Here is a 17,633-nt window from a genome sequence, read left to right on the forward strand (position 1 = left end):
GATTTTTTAATTATTTTTGGGCGATAGCGAAGCGCTGCTGCAAGCAGTTCGCTATTGATCGGAAGTTAATCGCCAAAAGCCTGAAACGACGGATTTTCGTTCATGCACATCATGGTGAATTTGTACAGTGCGTAAGTCCTAATTATGAAACTCTTGTGGGGTGGGCATACTTCGACAAGCTCAGTACAAGTCTTGCCCACCAATCGTGTACCTCATTACAAAGGAAAGTGCTGTAACTGTTTACGCTATGTGTTCTTGAACTTGTGAAACTAATTCCTTTGTCCAATAGTTTACCAATTCCGTATCCGCAGCTTCTACCATAACTCTAATTACTGGTTCTGTGCCAGATGCACGGACTAATATCCGTCCATTATCACCCATTGCGGCTTCGGCTTTGGCGATCGCTCTCTGTACTGGTTCGCATTTTTCCCAACCTAAGCGTTTTTCTCTGTCTTCTACTCTCACGTTTTGTAATAGTTGCGGATAGGTTTGAAAACTTTGATCTACCATTTCTGCTAAGGAAACTCCTGCTGCTTTCACCACTGCGGCTAAATGTAATCCTGTTAATAAACCATCTCCAGTCATGCCATAATGACGACATAGGATATGTCCTGATTGTTCTCCCCCTAACATTCCCCCAGTTTTTAACATTTCTGCTTGTACGTACTGATCCCCGACGGCGGTACGAATTAATTTACCACCCTGCTTTTCCCAAGCTTTCTCAAATCCCAGGTTAGCCATGACTGTGGAAATAATCAAGTTATCTGGTAATTTTTGTTGCTCTTGCAAATGACAACCCCAAAGGTAAAGAATGTAATCACCGTTTACCTGTCTACCAGTATTATCTACAGCTAATACTCGATCTGCATCGCCATCAAAGGCAAATCCCATATCGGCTTTATACTCTTTCACTGCGTCAGCTAAAATATCTAAATGGGTAGAACCGCAATTGACATTAATGCGATCGCCATCCGCTTGGTTATGTAAGCAAATTACATCCGCGCCCATCTGGGTAAATACGGTCGGTGCTAACCCCACAGCCGCACCCCAAGCCACATCTAAGACAATTTTCATTCCTTGCAGATTTACTTGTGGCTGTAATGGTTGTTGCAGTGCCTGTCCGTAATCTCCAATTAATTCTGTTCTTAAATAATGTTTTCCACAGTTGCTTACACTGCTAACAGTTGCCAGTTTACCCCGCAAACCCGCTTCTATTTGCCCTTGTAATTCTTTTGACAGCTTTGTACCATTTGCCCCAAAGATTTTAATACCATTATCTTCTGGTGGGTTATGGCTGGCAGATATCATTACACCACCGATAGCTTCTGTGATGCTGGTAAGATAAGCAACGCAAGGAGTGGGACATAAACCCAAATACCAAACTTCTAGCCCTGCGGCGGTTAAACCTGCACTTAACGCCATTGCCAGCATATCACTAGAATTTCTGGAGTCTTGACCTAAAATTATCGGTCCATTTTTTGCTAAACCATTATTTGCAGCATGATCACGTAAAACAATACCCGCCCAAAAACCAACCTGTAAAGCCAAAGGAGCATTTAACAATTCTCCCACTTTTCCCCGAATGCCATCTGTACCAAATAACGGCGTTTTTGGCAAGGATAGCAAACTAGGAACAAAATTACTTGCAAGACTAGCCACATAACCATCAGATATACTGCTTTGAGTCCGAGTTATAGAAGAAACCATATTTTTCAACACTCCACACCATTAAACATTTCGGAGAATAACACTTTAATCCCTGTTCAACAATTCTGAGGAATTATTAACAAACAGTACACCTGTAATTTTCCCTGAATGACTATGAACTTTAACGATTTTATGTTAAGTAACATTACAGGTGCTTATTAATTGTTTACTATAAAAAATCCTCATTGTTGGCTAAATCAAGCAATTAGCTTTGTATTTATAATCTAATAAATGTCTATTGCCAGAATTAAGGTATAAATAAATACTAAAACACTGTAACTTAATGAATTTTAATATAAATTCTCATCAAATAGTTCTAATGTAACCTTTTAGTGGCATTTTTTCGCCATTTGTCAAAAATCCCAACAGTTGACTTTTTAAAGTAGAGAAATTTAGCATGAGCAGTAATTTAGCCTCCAAGTTACGAGTAGGTACAAAAAAAGCGCATACAATGGCAGAAAACGTTGGTTTTGTCAAGTGCTTTTTAAAAGGAGTGGTAGAAAAAAATTCATACCGGAAACTGGTTGCTAACTTTTATTTCATCTACTCAGCAATGGAAGAGGAGATGGAAAAGCACAAAAATCACCCTGTTGTGGGTAAAATTTATTTTCCTGAACTGAACCGCAAGCATTCTTTAGAGCAGGATTTAGCTTACTACTATGGTTATAACTGGCGGGAGCAGATCAAATTATCCCCTGCTGGTGAGACTTATGTAAACCGCATTCGGGAAATTTCCGCTACAGCACCCGAATTGTTGGTTGCACATTCCTATACTCGTTATTTGGGTGACTTGTCTGGTGGACAAATTCTTAAAAACATTGCTGTAACTGCGATGAACCTGGGTGAAGCTGAAGGTACAGCTTTTTATGAATTTGCAGATATTAGCGATGAGAAGGGATTTAAAGCCAAATATCGGCAAAATTTGGATGAAATGCCCATTGATGATGCTACAGGCGATCGCATTGTCGAAGAAGCTAACGACGCTTTTGGTGTAAACATGAAGATGTTCAAAGAGTTAGAAGGTAATTTGATTAAAGCGATCGGTATCATGGTTTATAACACCTTGACTCGTAAGCGGACAAAAGGTAGTACAGAATTGGTGACTGCTGAGTAATATAACAGGAGTCAGGAGTCAGGAGTAAAACCCTCTCATAGTAAGAGTTTCATCATCAATTGATGTGATGTCCTAACTACTCTGTCTGCGGCTATAACTAAAGAATGTCGAATTAGGGGTAATTTCCCTGTGATTGTTTTCTGTGCATGAAAGCAACCAGAGGGAGATTACCCCTAAATTTTGTGTTTATTATTGATTTTGATACTATATATGATATCATTAGATATATAACCTGCCAGTCTAAGGAAATTGATATGAAATCAAAAACAAAAAGGTATTTAATTTATGAGTCAATTAGACAAACTTATTCAGTTATTTCTCTCTTACCCTGTTGAAGTAAGATTTGAAGACGTAAGACGTATTTTAATAGCATTTGGTTTTGAAGAAGTTCGATCTAAAGGAAGTCATCACACTTTCCGTCATGAGGATGGAAGGATACAAATTGTACCCAAAAAAGATGGGCAAAAAGTAAAAGGAATTTATATCAAGCAGATTGTAAAACTGCTCAGATTAGAGGAGTAGTATGTCTAAGAAAAATAAAACTGAACGTGAGTCACTAGAATTTTACTTGAATTTGAAATATCCAGTTACACTTTACCCTGATCCTGATGGGGGATATGTAGCAGAAATTAAAGACCTTCCTGGATGTATGACTCAGGGAGAAACAACAGATGAAACGTTATTTAATATTGAAGAAGCACGTAGTTTATGGATAGAAACAGCCTATGAATATGGGGATGAAATTCCCTTACCCTCAACTCAAGTTCAATACAGTGGTAAGGTTTTACTACGGATACCTCGCTCATTGCATCAGCAGTTAACAGAAAATGCAGAGAAAGAAGGAGTTAGTCTTAATCAATATCTTGTGTTTTTGTTAAGTGAAAGAAATGCTGTTAAGTCTCTGAGCATGGCAAATGCTAAGTAGGAATTTTGATCTAAGTTAAAATTTTGGTTAAACTTTCACTCTCAAAAACTTGATGGATATTTATGGCGATCGCCAGTTAACGCATTTTTGTGAAAACAAGGCGATCGCTATTTTGATTAAACTTTGTTTATTGCATTCTCAGCTTAATGAACTTAGGTTAAAATCCGAATATTGGCAATTTTAGGTATAAAAACTAGATTATGGCAAATCCAGAGCATTTAGCAATACTGAATCAAGGGGTAGAGGTTAGATATTTATATTAAGTAAAAATACGTAAAATAGTATCATAAATTTTCTGCATGGTAAAATTTGCCCAACTGCAAACGCTCTTAAATTTATGTAATACTACTGTTTGAAAGATAAATAACAATATAGTGAGGGTTATATGGCTAAATATAAAATAGGCGATGAAGTATCCAATGGCCGCTACATAATAAAAGAAAATCTGGATAAAGGAGGATTTAGTGAAATATATCTGGCTGAAGATACAAAAAGATTTGATCAAAAATGCGTTGTTAAAAACTTTAGTGCTAAATTTAATTCTTTAAAAGATAAGTACCCTGATAAGTTTGAAAAATTAATTGAGAGATTTGAGAGAGAGGCTAAGATTCTCAAGGAAATCGAGAATCCTAATATCCCTAAATTATTAGCTTTTGAGATCAAGGATAATTTGATTATACAAGATTACATTGATGGAGAAAATTTAGAAAAAGAATTATCCACTAAACCTCAAAAATTTTTCAATGAACAGGATATATGGGAGATTCTAAATGTAATTTTACAAATTCTTAATGACATTCACTCTCGTAAAATATATCATCGAGATATATATGCTAAAAATATAGTTAGAGAATATAAAACTCGTAAGCTATTTCTGATTGATTTTGGACTTGCTAAAGAAAATCTATCTAATAATTCTAATAATATCAATAGTCTTGGAGAAGACAATTATGGATTTTATGACTCTGATTATGATGAATGGAAAAAGGATTTATATGATTTAGGAGCTACTTGTTGTCATTTATTGAGCAATCAGAATCCTAACGATTATATAAGAAATGATATAAAGGACTGGTTTGGATGTTGGAAAAGCCAACTCGAAGAGCAAGATCAATATATTAACATTAGTCAAGGTCTGTTAACTATTCTCGAAAAACTGGTAAAAAGATTATATAGTTCAGCAGAACAAGCTTATGAGGAAGTTAAACAAAAACAAAAAATAGATAAAAACATCAACCTATGGAAATGTATAAAGACTATAAAGGTTGATTCTTTGGTTAGCCATTGGTCATATGATTGGAGGCAAAATTATAATACTTCAATAGCTATTACCCCTGATGATAAATATATAATTAGTGTAACCAATGATGGACAAATAAAGTTTTGGGATACTCAAACAGGAGAACTTTTTAAATCTGTAGAGGTTGTCAACACCGATGAAGACTTTTTATTGAAAATGGGTTTAAGTAATGATGGTAAATTTTTAGTGACTACATCAACCATAACAACAGCCTTGAAAGTCTGGAAATTATCATATTTATTAAATTCACATGATTATAAACCTGCAACTTTTAATCAAGAAATACGTAAGAAAGGTTCTGGAGGTATCTTAGCTTTTTCTTTTAGTAATGATAGTAACAGTGTGGCAACTGGTCATGATAATCATAAAATTTATATATGGTTACTAAAAGATACACAAGGTGTTGTGCAAGGAAAAACCTTAGAGCCTGTTCCAAAACCTGATAATTATTATGATGACGATGATTACGATAATGAAGTTAGTATACGCTTTAAGTGTCTAGCTTTTAATCCCAAACAAGAATCTCAACTAGCTGTTGGTTTTTGGCACTTTCACGGTATGGATGAAAGATCATTCTCAAATAATATAGTCATTTTGGATAAATACACAGGAGAAATCATTACACGCCTACCAGGCCATCTAGAGTTTACATATTCACTTTGTTTCAGTTCAGACGGTAAATTTCTAGTGAGTTCTGGTTATGATCAGAAAATAAAAATATGGGATATAGAAAAATCTCAAGAATTATTTTCTTTAACAGGACACTATGAATTAGCCTATGTAGTTTGTAGCCCTACTGAGCAAATTATAGCTAGTGGTGGTCAAGATAGCATTATCAATATATATGATTTAGAGAATGGTAATAAGCTTCAATCTCTTCATGAACATTCAGATCCTATAGTCTCTCTGATTTTTAGTTTAGATGGTAAGTTATTAATTAGTCGTAGTCGTAGTAAGGAAAGTGATTACGGTGAAATCAGAATTTGGCAAAAAGAATAGATCAAATCATTCTTCCATGTAAATGTTGGGTTTCGTTCCTCAACCCAACCTACATAATTTGATTTTTTTGAGCTTAACCGATAAGTATTGGGTTAAATAAAGCAACTTACGTTATAATTAATAAATATCAACAATTATTCCTCACCAATAACCACAACCATGAACAGGGAATTAGTAAAAAAATTAGTTGAAATTATTCATTGTTTATCCCCAGAAGAGAAACAATTATTAGAAACCGAATTACAAATTAAACCTGATTGGAATATTCTCAAAAAAAGCATACTTCAAAGAGGAGAAATACTGAATCAAAGACTTAACAATCAATCTTTACAAGATACAATTACTAATATTATCTCAGAAATGAGATAAAATCCCCGACTTCTGAAATCAATTTTTCTTTCTTATTCTCTTCTTCCTTCGTGTCCTTCGTGTCTTCGTGGTTCAATAAAATAAGATCCCCGACTTCTTCTTTAAACCTGTCAATAAATTGTAAATTAATCTAAAAACTCAGGGATCTGGATATTGTGGTAAAATCAAATAACAAAACAACACACCAAACATGGCAACAAAAATCCCCGTTACAGTCATCACAGGCTTTTTAGGAAGCGGTAAAACCAGCCTCATCCGTCACCTACTCCAAAACAACGAAGGACGACGCATAGCAGTATTAGTTAACGAATTTGGCGAACTTGGAATAGATGGAGAATTATTAAAATCCTGCCAAATTTGCCCCGAAGATGAAATACAAGAAAATCCAGAAACCCAAAATAATAACAATATATTTGAACTCACAAATGGCTGTTTATGCTGCACTGTGCAAGAGGAATTTTACCCCACAATGCAGGAGTTAATTAAACGCCGTGATAGTATTGATTGTATTGTAATTGAAACCTCTGGTTTAGCATTACCAAAACCCTTAGTTAAAGCCTTTCGTTGGCAAGAAATCCGCAATGCTGCTACAGTAGATGCAGTAATTACAGTGGTAGATTGTGCTGCGGTTGCTGCGGGAACATTTGCTAGTGATTTAGAAGCGATCGCTGCCCAAAGACAAGAAGATGATAGTCTAGAACATGAAACACCATTACAAGAATTGTTTGAAGATCAACTTGCTTGTGCAGATTTAGTGATTTTGAATAAAACCGACTTAGTTGATGATCAGCAAAAATCCCAAGTTGTAGAATTAGTCAAAAACGAATTACCTAGAGAAGTGAAAATAGTTTCTAGTGATTATGGTAAACTTGACCCATCTATATTATTAGGATTTGAATCCGCAGTTGAAGATAATTTAGATGATCGTCCTAGTCATCACGACACCGAAGAAGATCATGATCACGATGATGAAATAAATTCAACTCACGTCATTTTAAATCGTACCTTTGACCCGGAAAAACTGCAAGAAACATTAAAGAAACTGGCAGAACAACAAGAAATTTACAGAATTAAAGGTTTTGTCGCAGTTGCTAATAAACCCATGCGGTTAGTGATGCAAGGTGTAGGAACAAGATTTGAAAAATTTTATGATCGTCCTTGGAAACCAGAAGAAGCAAAACAAACCCGTTTAGTTTTTATCGGTCGTGATTTACAATCATCAGAAATAGAATCTCAATTAGTAGCTTTGTAAGATATAGAAGGAGTCAGGAGTCAGGAGTCAGGAAATCAAGGAGTCTGTAGGTTTTTAATCACCCATTCCCAATTCCCAATTCCCAATTCCCAATTCCCAATTCCCAATTCCCAATTCCCAATTCCCAATTCCCTAATATATGAATATCACCGATTTATTCAATATCGCCAATTTGTTTGTTTTACCCTTTTGGGCGTTAATGATTTTATTACCTAACTGGAAAGTCACCCGCAAGGTAATGGAATCATTTATTCCTTTTGTGGTTTTAGCTGCTGCTTATGTGTATTTATTTGTCAGCAGTATTACCCCAGAAAATGCCGCTGCTTTATCAAATCCTCAGTTAGCAGATATTGCGAGATTTTTTGCAGATGAAAAAGCTGCTGCTACAGGTTGGATTCATTTTCTGGTGATGGATTTATTTGTCGGAAGATGGATTTATTGGGAAGGTCAAAAAACCGGAGTTTGGACAATTCACTCTTTAGCTTTGTGTTTATTTGCAGGTCCAATGGGTGTACTTTCTCATATTTTCACAGCTTGGATTTTTAAAGCATTTTCTAAAGGTGAAAGTGTGACAGTAGAAGAAAAAGCTGCTGTTAATTAGATGCAAAATTGAGAATTGATAAAAATGTAGGGGTTTAGCAATGCTAAACCCCTACAATATCTACCATGATATTTAATTCTACTATGCAGCGTGCGCTGTTTGGTAATTAGCATCTAACCAACAACGTGGTAATTTTTCCCCTGATGGAAAAACCAAATCTTCCTTTTGATAGGTGTCTGTTTCCTGTTCTTCTTGTCCTTCTTGATCTTTAGCGTGTACAATCTCACTATTAGGATCAATTAATTCTTGAAAATCAACAATTTTGACTAAATCCCGACTATTTTTGATTTGTAAAAACATACCAAAAATCCTCCTTTAATTATGTTATTTAGTATTGAAGGATGTGTGAATTTACAACCGATAATAACGTCAATTAACAGGTAAATCAAGTCAATTTTACTTCTGACTCCTGTACGGGCGAAGTAGGGGCGAAGTAGGGGCGAAGTAGGGGCGAAGCATTCGGAAAATAACCTGTGATAAAAATTGATAATTTATCGGCCGAATGCTTCGCCCTTACAGGAAAATAACCTGTGATAAAAATTGATAATTTATCGGCCGAATGCTTCGCCCTTACAGGAAAATAACCTGTGATAAAAATTGATAATTTATCGGCCGAATGCTTCGCCATTAAGACTCCTGACTCCTGACTCCTGAATAACTTAAACTTCCCGTTGATATTTTTCCAATATATCAACCAAGCTTACTTGACATTGCAGCGGCAATAAATCAATCAAAGGTAGTTCTTTTCTCCCACCACCAATTTTCACAGGGATGGATGCTAATAATTGTAAAACTCTGTCTTCATTGACATTTCTATCAACAATTAAAGGATATAATTTTTCAGCAACGACGGTATGAAGTTTGGCATCAGATAGGTAAAGATGCCATTTAGCAATATCTATATAGACATTTTCGCCTATTTCTGCTGCTAGGGCTTCTAGTATTTCTGTGGTAGGAGTTGTAGCCATAAAATAACCTCATTACAAAACAAGGGCGCAGATTTTTAGTTGATTTCAGCTTATTTCATATTATGGCGCAATTAGCTAGACTGTATCTACTACCATCGGTGACAACGCCCCAGCATTAGCAGTCAGTCTTCAGGTTGATGAGGGTGGAGTTTCTGAGTAATTAGCGATCGCACTAATATAAATGAAATGCAGCAATATTACCCCTACCCAACCTAGAGTTAATGGTGTCAACCATTCCCAGGATGTAGATTTCAAGATGTGGAAAAACCACAACCCAGAATTAACAGTAGCAGCAACAGCTACATGAAAAGCAAAATTCATCCGATCATCTAACTTACGGAACTCTGGATCTTTACGATCTGGTTTGCGTGGCCAACGAGGAGGCATAAATAATTAATATTTGTGAATTTGTGAATTTGTTACAGATGTTAACACATTCTCGTTATTATTGGTGACTGGTGATTGGGTACTGGTGACTGGTGACTGGTGACTGGGTAATCTATGTTATTTTTCCCAATTAGCAATTAGCAATTAGCAATTACCCAATCTAAAATTTAAAATCCAAAATCTAAAATTGCTGATAATTTCCAGATTTTCCACCTGTCTTACTGACTAAACTAATAGATTCAATTTGAATCGACTTTTCCAGAGCTTTAGCCATATCATATAAGGTAAGAGCAGCAACAGAAACCGCTGTTAAAGCTTCCATTTCTACACCTGTTTCCGCCTTGGTTTTGACTGTGGCATAAATTTGATAACCGGGTAGTTGTGCATCTGGTGTGATATCAACAGTAATCTTTTGCAAAGGTAAGGGATGACAAAGGGGAATTAAATTAGCTGTTTGTTTAGCAGCCATAATACCCGCTAACCTAGCAGTTGCCACAACATCCCCTTTAGGAGTATTCCCCGCTTCAATAGCTGCTAACGTTTCTGGGAGCATTCGCACTTTAGCAGTAGCCACAGCTTCCCGCACAGTGGCAACTTTCCCAGACACATCAACCATTTGCGCCTCTCCCTGGGGGGTGAGATGAGAAAGTTGAGAAATATTTTGAGAATTATGGGAAGAATTTGAAAAAACCTCTTGCGTCATTTGAGAAGTATGTGTTATTATAAAACTCGTTGGTTAAGGGCGTGTAGCTCAGTGGACTAGAGCACGTGGCTACGGACCACGGTGTCGGGGGTTCGAATCCCTCCTCGCCCGTTAAATAACAATCATCGCACAAACTCGGTAAGTGGGTTTGTGCAATTTTTTTAGGTGACTAGTGATTGGTGACTGGGGAATAGGTTTCAATAATGGACAATTAACAATGAACAATTGACAATTACTTCTCCGTTCAAGGAAGAGGATTGAGAAAGCGGAATTTTGGCTTTTTCCCCATGAAAGAGGAGGTTTTAAACCGTATGGCTAACGCCACGCTACGCTATCGGCTGACGCTCACGGCGGAAGCCTTGAATGAAACAATTATCAATTGTCAATTATCAATTATCAATTGATAACTACACCCTGCTTTTTAAAGCATAGGCATCTTCACCACGGCCAAGGGCAAAGCGGAAAGATTTGGTAACACTTTTACTCGACTGTGTAATAAAAATCAGCACAGCCAGTAAAGTTAAGCCCATAGCAAAACCAAACATACTGCGATAGCCGATTTGTTGGGCAATAGAACCTACAACTGGACCGGCTATAGCTAGTCCTACATCAAATCCCATTAAAGACACGCCAAAAATTCGCCCTCTTTCATGGGGTAAGGCTCTATCTGTCATCATTGCAGAAATCATGGGAATAGCAGTTCCAGAAGCCGCACCTTCAACAACTGCACCTATTAAAAATGTTAAGGCGCTGTTTGCTTGCCAAATAAATAACAGTGCCATAGTAAAAGAAATCAAACTCAAAGTAACAAATAAACCGCGTCCATATTTGTCAGAAGCCCGCCCTGCAAATAATCTGACACTAAAACTGGATATGGCAGCGGCGGTAAAAAACAACCCTGCATTTAAATCTACTCCTGTTGATTTCATGTACAAGGCAATAAAGGTATGTATCGTCCCTAACGATAAACCAATCAGTAACAAAACTATAGCAGGTACACGGACGCGGGGACTGGTGATTAATTGCCAAAATTTATCTTCTGTAAAGTCTTTAGGTTTTTCAATCACAGGTGGATTAACAACGGGTAAAAGACAGAGTAAACCCAAAAAACCTAAAGTTGTAGATGCGATAAATAAAGGTGTGTAGCCTACTGTGGCTTGTAAATATCCCCCTAAAGCTGGACCTAGTGCCATACCGATGGGATTAACTAAACTCATATAACCAATGATTTCGCCCCGACGGTGTTCTGGTGCTAAGTCTCCCACTAAGGCAATAAAACCAGTACCAAAGGCAGCAATACTGATACCATGAAAGGCGCGAATTACCATTAATAAGGGTAGTGATTTTACTACTAAATACCCCAAAGGTGCGATCGCTGCTACTGCCAACCCAATCAGTAACACAATTTTTCTACCCTGACGGTCTGCTAAAATCCCCAATTGGGGACGAAATACCAACATCCCGATGGCAAAACAGCCCATGACAATGCCAATTTGTTGTTTTGTTGCCCCTAGAGATTCTATATATAAAGGTAATGTTGGCAACAAAGAAGCTAAAGCCGACCAGAATAATAAACCTGCTGCAAATAATATTAGTAGGTTGCGCCGCAAATTAGCGTCAATAGTCTCAAAATTTTTCACGGCAGATGCAATGTAATATTTAGTAATTTTATATTTCTATTGTTACGTTACTTAACATTTTTTGCCACTACTTCCCGCACTCGATATATTGGCCTTCCCTGAGATTCGTGGTAAGTACGCATTAATAATTCTGCTAACAAACCAAAGCAGAATAACTGTACACCAGTAACTAACAATAAAACCGCTAAAATTAATAAAGGACGATTACCAATATCTGCACCAAAAGCCAGTTTCAGGAAAGTTAAATAAATTCCTAGTCCGCCACCTGTAACCATTGACAACAAGCCAAACAACCCAAAAACGTGCATAGGACGGGTGAGGAATTTTTTCATAAAAAGAATTGTTAATAAATCCATCAACACCCGAAAAGTCCGAGAAATGCCATATTTACTTTTACCAAAGCGTCGCGCATGATGACGCACAGGCATTTCGGTGATTCTTGCCCCTTCGATATAAGCTAAAGCTGGTAAAAATCGGTGTAGTTCTCCGTAAAGGTTCATATCTGCAACTAATTCTGCACGATAGGCTTTGAGAGAACAACCATAGTCGTGAATATAGACGCTAGTGGTACGACGAATTAACCAATTAGCAATTTTTGAAGGAAGTAACCGATTTATTGCCCCATCTTGACGATTTTTGCGCCAACCACTCACCAAATCATAACCCTCATCTAATTTTGCTAATAACATGGGGATATCAGCCGGATCATTTTGTAAATCAGCATCTAAGGTAATAATTGCTTTACCCGTAGCATAATTAAAACCCGCAGACATAGCCGCAGTTTGACCGTAATTACGCCGCAAAATCACCGCTTTTAAATCAGTGCGAATTTGTGCTTGTTCCTTGAGAAATTCTGGTGAACCATCCGTAGAACCATCATCTACACAGATAATTTCATAACTTAACTCACTAGCTGTTAAAGTTGTAGAAATGGATTCTAGTAATAAAGGCAAACTTTCTACTTCATCCTTAATCGGTACAACTACGGATACATCAGGTAATTGGGGATGGGTGATAGGTGATGGGTGATGGGTGATGGGTAGTTGGTAATTGGTCATTGCTGATAGGCGATCGCTGATGGTTGATTTTAACAAAAAATTGGGTTTATCTCGTTCCCAGTCCAATCTTGCGTAAGTCCTATAAATAATTATCAATTGTCAATTATCAATTATCAATTGACTAACATAGCTTTTCACAACTCTACCAGCACCCCGTAATTGTTTATAGTATGACTGACTAACTTTATCTCCTTGTTCCGAAAGTTGATCAATTCCTATTCCATTGTGTCCTTGTTCTTTTCCTGAACTGTGAATATAATAACCATCACCTAAATATAAACCTACATGAGTTGCTTTTTGCGGAGTTCCAAAAAAGATTAAATCCCCTGGTTCGATATCATTAATATTAATCGGTTGGGTAAAAGCTTCTTGTTGATAAGCGTCTCTTGGCAACCACACACCCACAGATACAAAAGCAGCTTGCATTAAACCAGAACAATCATAATTGGGTCCTACTGTTCCACCCCACAAATAATAATTATTTTGCTGCATTGCTTGTTGAGTAAATTCAATTACCTCTGGGAGTAGTTTTTTAATTTCTGATTCAGTAAAAAATGCAGGTTCGTAGGGTGTGGTAGCAGGTTGTAATAATGACAAATCATTAACAGCAACCCATCCCGGATAATCATCTTCGCATAAACAAACTTGAACTGCTGTATCTTGATGATTTGATGTAATGCGTAAATTGCGACCAGCAGCAGCTTGAGTTGCTAACCGGACGCATTCAGGAGCATCATATAAATTGAGGTCAGCTAGACATTGATATTCGTTTGTTGGGGAATGGGGAATTAGTAAATTTAAATTTAAAGACATATTTTTGTCAGAATCAGGACACCTTTCGGGAAGTCAAAAGTCAAAAGTCAGAATTTTGTGATCAGAATCAGGATTTAAAGGATTATATCATGTTTGGTTTTAAAAAGAGTATTCTATTTGTAGATTAGAGTAAGTGGATAAACCCAACATTCCGAGAATTTAATCAAATTTATGTAATTGGCCATTCAGGAATGATCTGATCAATTTCTGTCATAATCTTTAATGTTTCTGTTAAAGCAACTACTATTTTTTGATAATGCAGAATATCATCAAAGGATAAACTTATATTCGCTTTTTTGCGGTCTTTTAACCCACTTGTGATGACTACCTTTCTGTGACACTAATTCAAACCCGTAATTTTTTAAGATAGTTTCAACTTCATCTGCATTCATTCTGCGGATACGAGTCATGTTACTAAAACCTCTCGCATGACTGCTCCTGATTTTAATGTAATTGTGTCAGGTTCTAGATAAAGTGCGATCGCTTCACGAATATTTTCTAAAGCTTCTGCTTCTGTTTCACCTGCGGAAACACAACCAGGTAATTCTGGACACCAAACCGCCCAATCTCCGGTTTCAGGATCGGGTTCTAAAATAACACGCCATTTCATATTTTTTCCTACTGGGAATATTTAATCATAAAACAAATAGCGACTCCCTGCTGAATATCAAATACAGAAATTATGATAAAACTTGATCGTTAGCTCACCTCAAACAGAGAACGTGATAGTTTTTAACCGCATTTTACCATCAACATACCAGCGAAATTCTAGGTAATTTGTTAAAATAAAATTTGCCCCAATATGGGATTCTCGATATCGTTCTAATTGTTCTGTTTTTTCAATGTTTGCTAAATCTACACCTACATCTTTCGCTTCTACATAGCCTATTAATAAATCTCGTTTTCTGATGGTGAAATCAGGAATATCGGCTTTATTACCTTTTTCTTCTATGGTGGCTTCAATTTGTGCTGATGGTTGATCAAGTAAGCTTTTTAAAGCAGGGTAATGGGTGCGTTCACTACCACGTTGTAAGTTTTTTTTGTAGGGATTGTAAATAATTTTCAAAGTTCATTATAAAATTCATTATAAAATTCATTTTTTTGATTTTGATAGATGGATAATTTATTGTTGTTAGCGAATTTTAAGCGAAAAAAGGGCAAAGGTAAACTTGTAACCTTTACCCGGAATTTAGACTTTATTTTTTCACCTCTGTTAACCAAGTTTCTAAATCAGCTAAACTGGTAAAATCTAACAATGCTTCGCTCAAATCTTCTAGTACAGATAACGGTAAATCAAAAATTTCAGCACGTCTTTCTGCTGATAATTCTCCAAACCGCTTAGTCAAAAGTCGGATCACTAAATTAATTGTTGCTTGTTCTGCACCTTCTTCTCTTCCTTCTTCTTTTATGTCTCGATAAAGTCTAGTTTCTTTGAGGGTTATTCCTAACATAGCTTCAGCCTCGCTACGGGTTAAGTTTTCAAATTTGTACGAGATGATCGTGGTGATCATTTCTATTATGACTTGATTTGATGGTGTTGGTATTTCTTGTTTAGTTCTTGTTAACAAATACCTTGCTGCTGCTGGTGCTTGACTTTCTTCTAAGGTTGTCAGTACCATCAATCTTACCCATACAGGTAATTGCTGAATATCTCCCAATTCATCTAAATATATACGATGAACTTGTTCACCATTCAATAGTGTACGATGAGGGTAAATATCGCTTTGTTCTGTGTTACGAGATGGGTAAATTATTACTGCTTGCCAATCACTAAATCTATCACGGTTGCGATAGAAATATAATGCAGATTCAGCAAATACTCTTTCATAGAGTTTTTCATCTTTCTGAAATTGCACCTCGCAGAAATAAACAGCACCCGGATTTTCGGTTTCAGGTGGTAAAAATACACCATCAATTTCAAATTTCGGTTCTTTGACTGCTACAGAATCAAATCTATATTCGTCTGCATTTGCAGGTGGATTGTCTAAAAGCTGAAATAACAGCGATGGATATTGTTAAAAGAGTTTATAAAAAATGGAATCACGCCGCATGAATTATAATTTGTTGCACATAATAATTAGTATACAATTAATGTTAGAATAAATAAAGAAATTCACATTTTGATATTTTCAAGGAATTATTCGCAAATGGTTTTCTTCAATCACAACGAACAACTAGAAAATCTCGGTAATGAAATCTTAGAATCTACTTTTTCTAATTTTCCTAATTTAAACCGTGATCAAATTGCTTTAACTTGGGTTGTTTATGATCCTCCAATTCCTGTAAATACTGGTGGCGCTTTGACTCCTGACGCTTTTTGGGGTCATGGTGTGAGAGGTTTTAATTATCGTGGTGGAGAACGTATTTATCCTGCAAGTGTTGTCAAATTATTCTATTTAGTTGCTGTTCATGAATGGTTAGAAAAAGGCATGACTAACACCTCTAAGGAATTAGAACGGGCGTTAAGTGATATGATTATTGAATCCAGCAATGATGCTACCAGTTTAATAGTTGATATTCTCAGCGGTACTACTTCAGGACCAGAATTACCTATAGGACCTTTTGAAACTTGGAAATATCAACGCCAAATTATTAACCGTTATTATCAATCTTTGGGTTGGGAAGAAATGACAAATATTAATGTTTGTCAAAAAACTTGGGGTGATGGTCCTTTTGGTAGAGAAAGGGCGTTTTATGGGGAAATGTTTGAAAATAGAAATATGTTAACAACTAATGCCACTGCCAGGTTATTACATAGTATCGTGGGAGGGGTGGCGGTTTCCAGTGGGCGATCGCAACAAATGATGTCTTTACTCAAACGCAGTCTTAACCCTGATGAGTTACCCCAAGATGTGGAAGAAGACCAAGTTACAGGCTTTTTAGGCGGTGGTTTACCCCAAAATAGTCAAATCTGGTCAAAAGCCGGTTGGACAAGTTCTGTGCGCCATGATGCGGCTTATATTGAATTACCAGAACAGCGTCCTTATTTGTTAATAGTATTTACCGAAGGAAAAGCACAAGCTAAGAGTCGGGAAATTTTACCTTTTGTTTCAGGAAAAATTGCCGAAGCAGTTAGCAATTTATAAACATGAAATACATGGTGCGTTAAATGTTCTTAACGCACTCTAATAGATGAGTGATATTATCAGATGTTGTGTGTAAAAATATCGCTTTTAAATTTAATTTAAAATTTAATCCGTCGATAAATTTCTTTCATGGGAAGTTCTATATTTAAACTGTGCAGAAAAACTGACTGATCAATATGATCATTAGCTTTCAATTGCCAAAGATGGTTATTTTCTTCTTCCTGTTTATAATACTGCTCAATATAAGCTTCAGCTTGACTAACCAGTACATATTCACAAAAACTAGGAAGAGAACGATATTTTCTGAATTTATTCCCTCTATCATAACCTTCTGTTGAAGGTGAAAGAACTTCAATAATTAGGAGAGGATTGAGAATTTCATCCGTGCGATTATTATTAAACTCTGGTTCACCATTAATTACCATAACATCAGCATAGGTTCCATGATTAAAATTAGGAATCCAAACCCGCAAATCACCACCATAAAAACGAAAATCAGTATCTCTGAGCAAAAATCCCAAATAAATTAAAATATTACTAGCGATCGCACTATGAATTTCTGAACCTCCAGGCATAACAATAATCTCCCCATCGCGGTATTCGTGGCGTTCTTTAGCGATTTCCTCCATCTCTCTATACTCATTTGGAGTAAAGTGAGTTTTTGTGATCTCTGGGGTAATAATCGGCGGGTTGGTATTAGCAATAACCATC

General features: G+C 36.5%; 24 protein-coding genes and 1 tRNA gene. 11 read left to right on the top strand and 14 right to left on the bottom strand.

All coding sequences use genetic code 11. The features are described from left to right. Positions 1-236 (top strand): hypothetical protein (locus PN497_RS05465; protein WP_272109760.1); only part of this gene is annotated, 236 nt, incomplete at its 5' end. A 4-nt stretch (positions 237-240) separates the two neighbouring features. Here the strand turns inward: PN497_RS05465 and glmM are convergent. Beyond that, the gene (glmM, locus tag PN497_RS05470) at positions 241-1,707 is read right to left on the bottom strand and encodes a phosphoglucosamine mutase (protein ID WP_096570670.1); all 1,467 of its coding nucleotides are present in this window, start codon (positions 1,705-1,707) and stop codon (positions 241-243) included. A gap of 397 nt (positions 1,708-2,104) precedes the next feature. On the opposite strand from glmM, the gene PN497_RS05475 reads away from it, so the two are divergent. The 8 genes from PN497_RS05475 to PN497_RS05510 all read left to right on the top strand — a co-directional run bounded on the left by PN497_RS05475 (position 2,105) and on the right by PN497_RS05510 (position 8,267). Further along, positions 2,105-2,821, top strand: coding sequence for a biliverdin-producing heme oxygenase (locus PN497_RS05475; RefSeq protein WP_096570668.1), 717 nt, complete (start codon positions 2,105-2,107; stop codon positions 2,819-2,821). 285 nt (positions 2,822-3,106) lie between these two features. Further along, entirely contained in the window at positions 3,107-3,343 is a 237-nt protein-coding gene (locus tag PN497_RS05480) for a type II toxin-antitoxin system HicA family toxin (protein ID WP_096570666.1), read from the top strand. A 1-nt stretch (position 3,344) separates the two neighbouring features. Further along, entirely contained in the window at positions 3,345-3,746 is a 402-nt protein-coding gene (locus PN497_RS05485) for a type II toxin-antitoxin system HicB family antitoxin (RefSeq protein ID WP_096570664.1), read from the top strand. A 49-nt stretch (positions 3,747-3,795) separates the two neighbouring features. Then, positions 3,796-3,930 (top strand): hypothetical protein, encoded by a 135-nt coding sequence (locus PN497_RS05490; RefSeq protein WP_272109761.1) that lies wholly within the window; start codon positions 3,796-3,798, stop codon positions 3,928-3,930. A 201-nt stretch (positions 3,931-4,131) separates the two neighbouring features. Then, positions 4,132-6,045, top strand: coding sequence for a protein kinase domain-containing protein (locus PN497_RS05495; RefSeq protein ID WP_096570662.1), 1,914 nt, complete (start codon positions 4,132-4,134; stop codon positions 6,043-6,045). A gap of 159 nt (positions 6,046-6,204) precedes the next feature. Further along, on the top strand, positions 6,205-6,414 hold the full coding sequence (locus tag PN497_RS05500; RefSeq protein ID WP_096570660.1) for a hypothetical protein: 210 nt from the start codon (positions 6,205-6,207) through the stop codon (positions 6,412-6,414). 190 nt (positions 6,415-6,604) lie between these two features. Continuing rightward, positions 6,605-7,666, top strand: coding sequence for a cobalamin biosynthesis protein CobW (gene cobW, locus PN497_RS05505; protein ID WP_096570658.1), 1,062 nt, complete (start codon positions 6,605-6,607; stop codon positions 7,664-7,666). Positions 7,667-7,805: 139 nt separating this feature from the next. Then, complete coding sequence (locus tag PN497_RS05510; protein ID WP_096570656.1) at positions 7,806-8,267, top strand: ABA4-like family protein; 462 nt, start codon at positions 7,806-7,808, stop codon at positions 8,265-8,267. 81 nt (positions 8,268-8,348) lie between these two features. Here PN497_RS05510 and PN497_RS05515 read toward each other — a convergent pair whose 3' ends face one another. From PN497_RS05515 to moaC, 5 genes are all read right to left on the bottom strand, one after another. Beyond that, positions 8,349-8,567 (bottom strand): acetyltransferase, encoded by a 219-nt coding sequence (locus tag PN497_RS05515; protein WP_096570654.1) that lies wholly within the window; start codon positions 8,565-8,567, stop codon positions 8,349-8,351. A gap of 85 nt (positions 8,568-8,652) precedes the next feature. Beyond that, entirely contained in the window at positions 8,653-8,895 is a 243-nt protein-coding gene (locus PN497_RS05520) for a hypothetical protein (protein WP_096570652.1), read from the bottom strand. A 31-nt stretch (positions 8,896-8,926) separates the two neighbouring features. Next, a complete protein-coding gene (locus tag PN497_RS05525; RefSeq protein ID WP_096570650.1) occupies positions 8,927-9,235 on the bottom strand; it encodes a DUF3181 family protein in 309 nt (102 codons plus the stop codon). A gap of 129 nt (positions 9,236-9,364) precedes the next feature. Continuing rightward, positions 9,365-9,622, bottom strand: a complete 258-nt coding sequence (locus PN497_RS05530; RefSeq protein WP_096570648.1) for a hypothetical protein — start codon at positions 9,620-9,622, stop codon at positions 9,365-9,367. Positions 9,623-9,803: 181 nt separating this feature from the next. Next, positions 9,804-10,325, bottom strand: coding sequence for a cyclic pyranopterin monophosphate synthase MoaC (gene moaC / locus PN497_RS05535; protein WP_096570646.1), 522 nt, complete (start codon positions 10,323-10,325; stop codon positions 9,804-9,806). A gap of 37 nt (positions 10,326-10,362) precedes the next feature. Here moaC and PN497_RS05540 point away from each other — a divergent pair. After that, positions 10,363-10,436, top strand: a tRNA-Arg gene (locus PN497_RS05540). 296 nt (positions 10,437-10,732) lie between these two features. Here the strand turns inward: PN497_RS05540 and PN497_RS05545 are convergent. The 7 genes from PN497_RS05545 to PN497_RS05575 all read right to left on the bottom strand — a co-directional run bounded on the left by PN497_RS05545 (position 10,733) and on the right by PN497_RS05575 (position 15,839). Then, complete coding sequence (locus tag PN497_RS05545) at positions 10,733-11,965, bottom strand: MFS transporter (RefSeq protein WP_096570644.1); 1,233 nt, start codon at positions 11,963-11,965, stop codon at positions 10,733-10,735. Positions 11,966-12,012: 47 nt separating this feature from the next. Next, entirely contained in the window at positions 12,013-13,023 is a 1,011-nt protein-coding gene (locus tag PN497_RS05550; RefSeq protein WP_096572779.1) for a glycosyltransferase family 2 protein, read from the bottom strand. A 99-nt stretch (positions 13,024-13,122) separates the two neighbouring features. Next, positions 13,123-13,836, bottom strand: a complete 714-nt coding sequence (locus PN497_RS05555) for a C40 family peptidase (RefSeq protein WP_096570642.1) — start codon at positions 13,834-13,836, stop codon at positions 13,123-13,125. Positions 13,837-14,105: 269 nt separating this feature from the next. Continuing rightward, entirely contained in the window at positions 14,106-14,246 is a 141-nt protein-coding gene (locus tag PN497_RS05560) for a type II toxin-antitoxin system HicA family toxin (protein WP_096570639.1), read from the bottom strand. Further along, positions 14,243-14,446, bottom strand: a complete 204-nt coding sequence (locus PN497_RS05565; protein WP_096570637.1) for a type II toxin-antitoxin system HicB family antitoxin — start codon at positions 14,444-14,446, stop codon at positions 14,243-14,245. Before PN497_RS05565 ends, PN497_RS05560 begins: the two co-directional genes overlap by 4 nt. A 99-nt stretch (positions 14,447-14,545) precedes the next feature. Then, a complete protein-coding gene (locus PN497_RS05570) occupies positions 14,546-14,902 on the bottom strand; it encodes a hypothetical protein (RefSeq protein WP_272109763.1) in 357 nt (118 codons plus the stop codon). Positions 14,903-15,032: 130 nt separating this feature from the next. Next, complete coding sequence (locus PN497_RS05575; RefSeq protein WP_272109771.1) at positions 15,033-15,839, bottom strand: Rpn family recombination-promoting nuclease/putative transposase; 807 nt, start codon at positions 15,837-15,839, stop codon at positions 15,033-15,035. A 144-nt stretch (positions 15,840-15,983) separates the two neighbouring features. Here PN497_RS05575 and PN497_RS05580 point away from each other — a divergent pair, with 144 nt between their 5' ends. Then, positions 15,984-16,922, top strand: coding sequence for a serine hydrolase (locus tag PN497_RS05580; RefSeq protein WP_096570635.1), 939 nt, complete (start codon positions 15,984-15,986; stop codon positions 16,920-16,922). A gap of 98 nt (positions 16,923-17,020) precedes the next feature. Here PN497_RS05580 and PN497_RS05585 read toward each other — a convergent pair whose 3' ends face one another. Further along, positions 17,021-17,632: a Uma2 family endonuclease gene (locus PN497_RS05585; RefSeq protein WP_096572778.1), complete on the bottom strand. Its 612-nt coding sequence runs from the start codon at positions 17,630-17,632 to the stop codon at positions 17,021-17,023. Position 17,633: the final 1 nt, after the last annotated feature.

The organism is Sphaerospermopsis kisseleviana CS-549 (genome assembly GCF_028329225.1).
GTDB lineage: Bacteria > Cyanobacteriota > Cyanobacteriia > Cyanobacteriales > Nostocaceae > Sphaerospermopsis > Sphaerospermopsis kisseleviana.

What these genes read in the sequence shown, in the direction of transcription:
- PN497_RS05585 (WP_096572778.1), bottom strand. Translation starts at nt 17,632, where the DNA reads ATGGTTATTGCTAATACCAACCCGCCGATTATTACCCCAGAGATCACA.
- PN497_RS05520 (WP_096570652.1), bottom strand. Translation starts at nt 8,895, where the DNA reads ATGGCGAAGCATTCGGCCGATAAATTATCAATTTTTATCACAGGTTAT.
- moaC (WP_096570646.1), bottom strand. Translation starts at nt 10,325, where the DNA reads ATGACGCAAGAGGTTTTTTCAAATTCTTCCCATAATTCTCAAAATATT.
- PN497_RS05580 (WP_096570635.1), top strand. Translation starts at nt 15,984, where the DNA reads ATGGTTTTCTTCAATCACAACGAACAACTAGAAAATCTCGGTAATGAA.
- glmM (WP_096570670.1), bottom strand. Translation starts at nt 1,707, where the DNA reads ATGGTTTCTTCTATAACTCGGACTCAAAGCAGTATATCTGATGGTTAT.
- PN497_RS05500 (WP_096570660.1), top strand. Translation starts at nt 6,205, where the DNA reads ATGAACAGGGAATTAGTAAAAAAATTAGTTGAAATTATTCATTGTTTA.
- PN497_RS05495 (WP_096570662.1), top strand. Translation starts at nt 4,132, where the DNA reads ATGGCTAAATATAAAATAGGCGATGAAGTATCCAATGGCCGCTACATA.
- PN497_RS05550 (WP_096572779.1), bottom strand. Translation starts at nt 13,023, where the DNA reads ATGACCAATTACCAACTACCCATCACCCATCACCCATCACCTATCACC.
- PN497_RS05515 (WP_096570654.1), bottom strand. Translation starts at nt 8,567, where the DNA reads ATGTTTTTACAAATCAAAAATAGTCGGGATTTAGTCAAAATTGTTGAT.
- PN497_RS05525 (WP_096570650.1), bottom strand. Translation starts at nt 9,235, where the DNA reads ATGGCTACAACTCCTACCACAGAAATACTAGAAGCCCTAGCAGCAGAA.
- PN497_RS05565 (WP_096570637.1), bottom strand. Translation starts at nt 14,446, where the DNA reads ATGAAATGGCGTGTTATTTTAGAACCCGATCCTGAAACCGGAGATTGG.
- PN497_RS05475 (WP_096570668.1), top strand. Translation starts at nt 2,105, where the DNA reads ATGAGCAGTAATTTAGCCTCCAAGTTACGAGTAGGTACAAAAAAAGCG.
- PN497_RS05560 (WP_096570639.1), bottom strand. Translation starts at nt 14,246, where the DNA reads ATGACTCGTATCCGCAGAATGAATGCAGATGAAGTTGAAACTATCTTA.
- PN497_RS05510 (WP_096570656.1), top strand. Translation starts at nt 7,806, where the DNA reads ATGAATATCACCGATTTATTCAATATCGCCAATTTGTTTGTTTTACCC.
- cobW (WP_096570658.1), top strand. Translation starts at nt 6,605, where the DNA reads ATGGCAACAAAAATCCCCGTTACAGTCATCACAGGCTTTTTAGGAAGC.
- PN497_RS05555 (WP_096570642.1), bottom strand. Translation starts at nt 13,836, where the DNA reads ATGTCTTTAAATTTAAATTTACTAATTCCCCATTCCCCAACAAACGAA.
- PN497_RS05485 (WP_096570664.1), top strand. Translation starts at nt 3,345, where the DNA reads ATGTCTAAGAAAAATAAAACTGAACGTGAGTCACTAGAATTTTACTTG.
- PN497_RS05480 (WP_096570666.1), top strand. Translation starts at nt 3,107, where the DNA reads ATGAGTCAATTAGACAAACTTATTCAGTTATTTCTCTCTTACCCTGTT.
- PN497_RS05530 (WP_096570648.1), bottom strand. Translation starts at nt 9,622, where the DNA reads ATGCCTCCTCGTTGGCCACGCAAACCAGATCGTAAAGATCCAGAGTTC.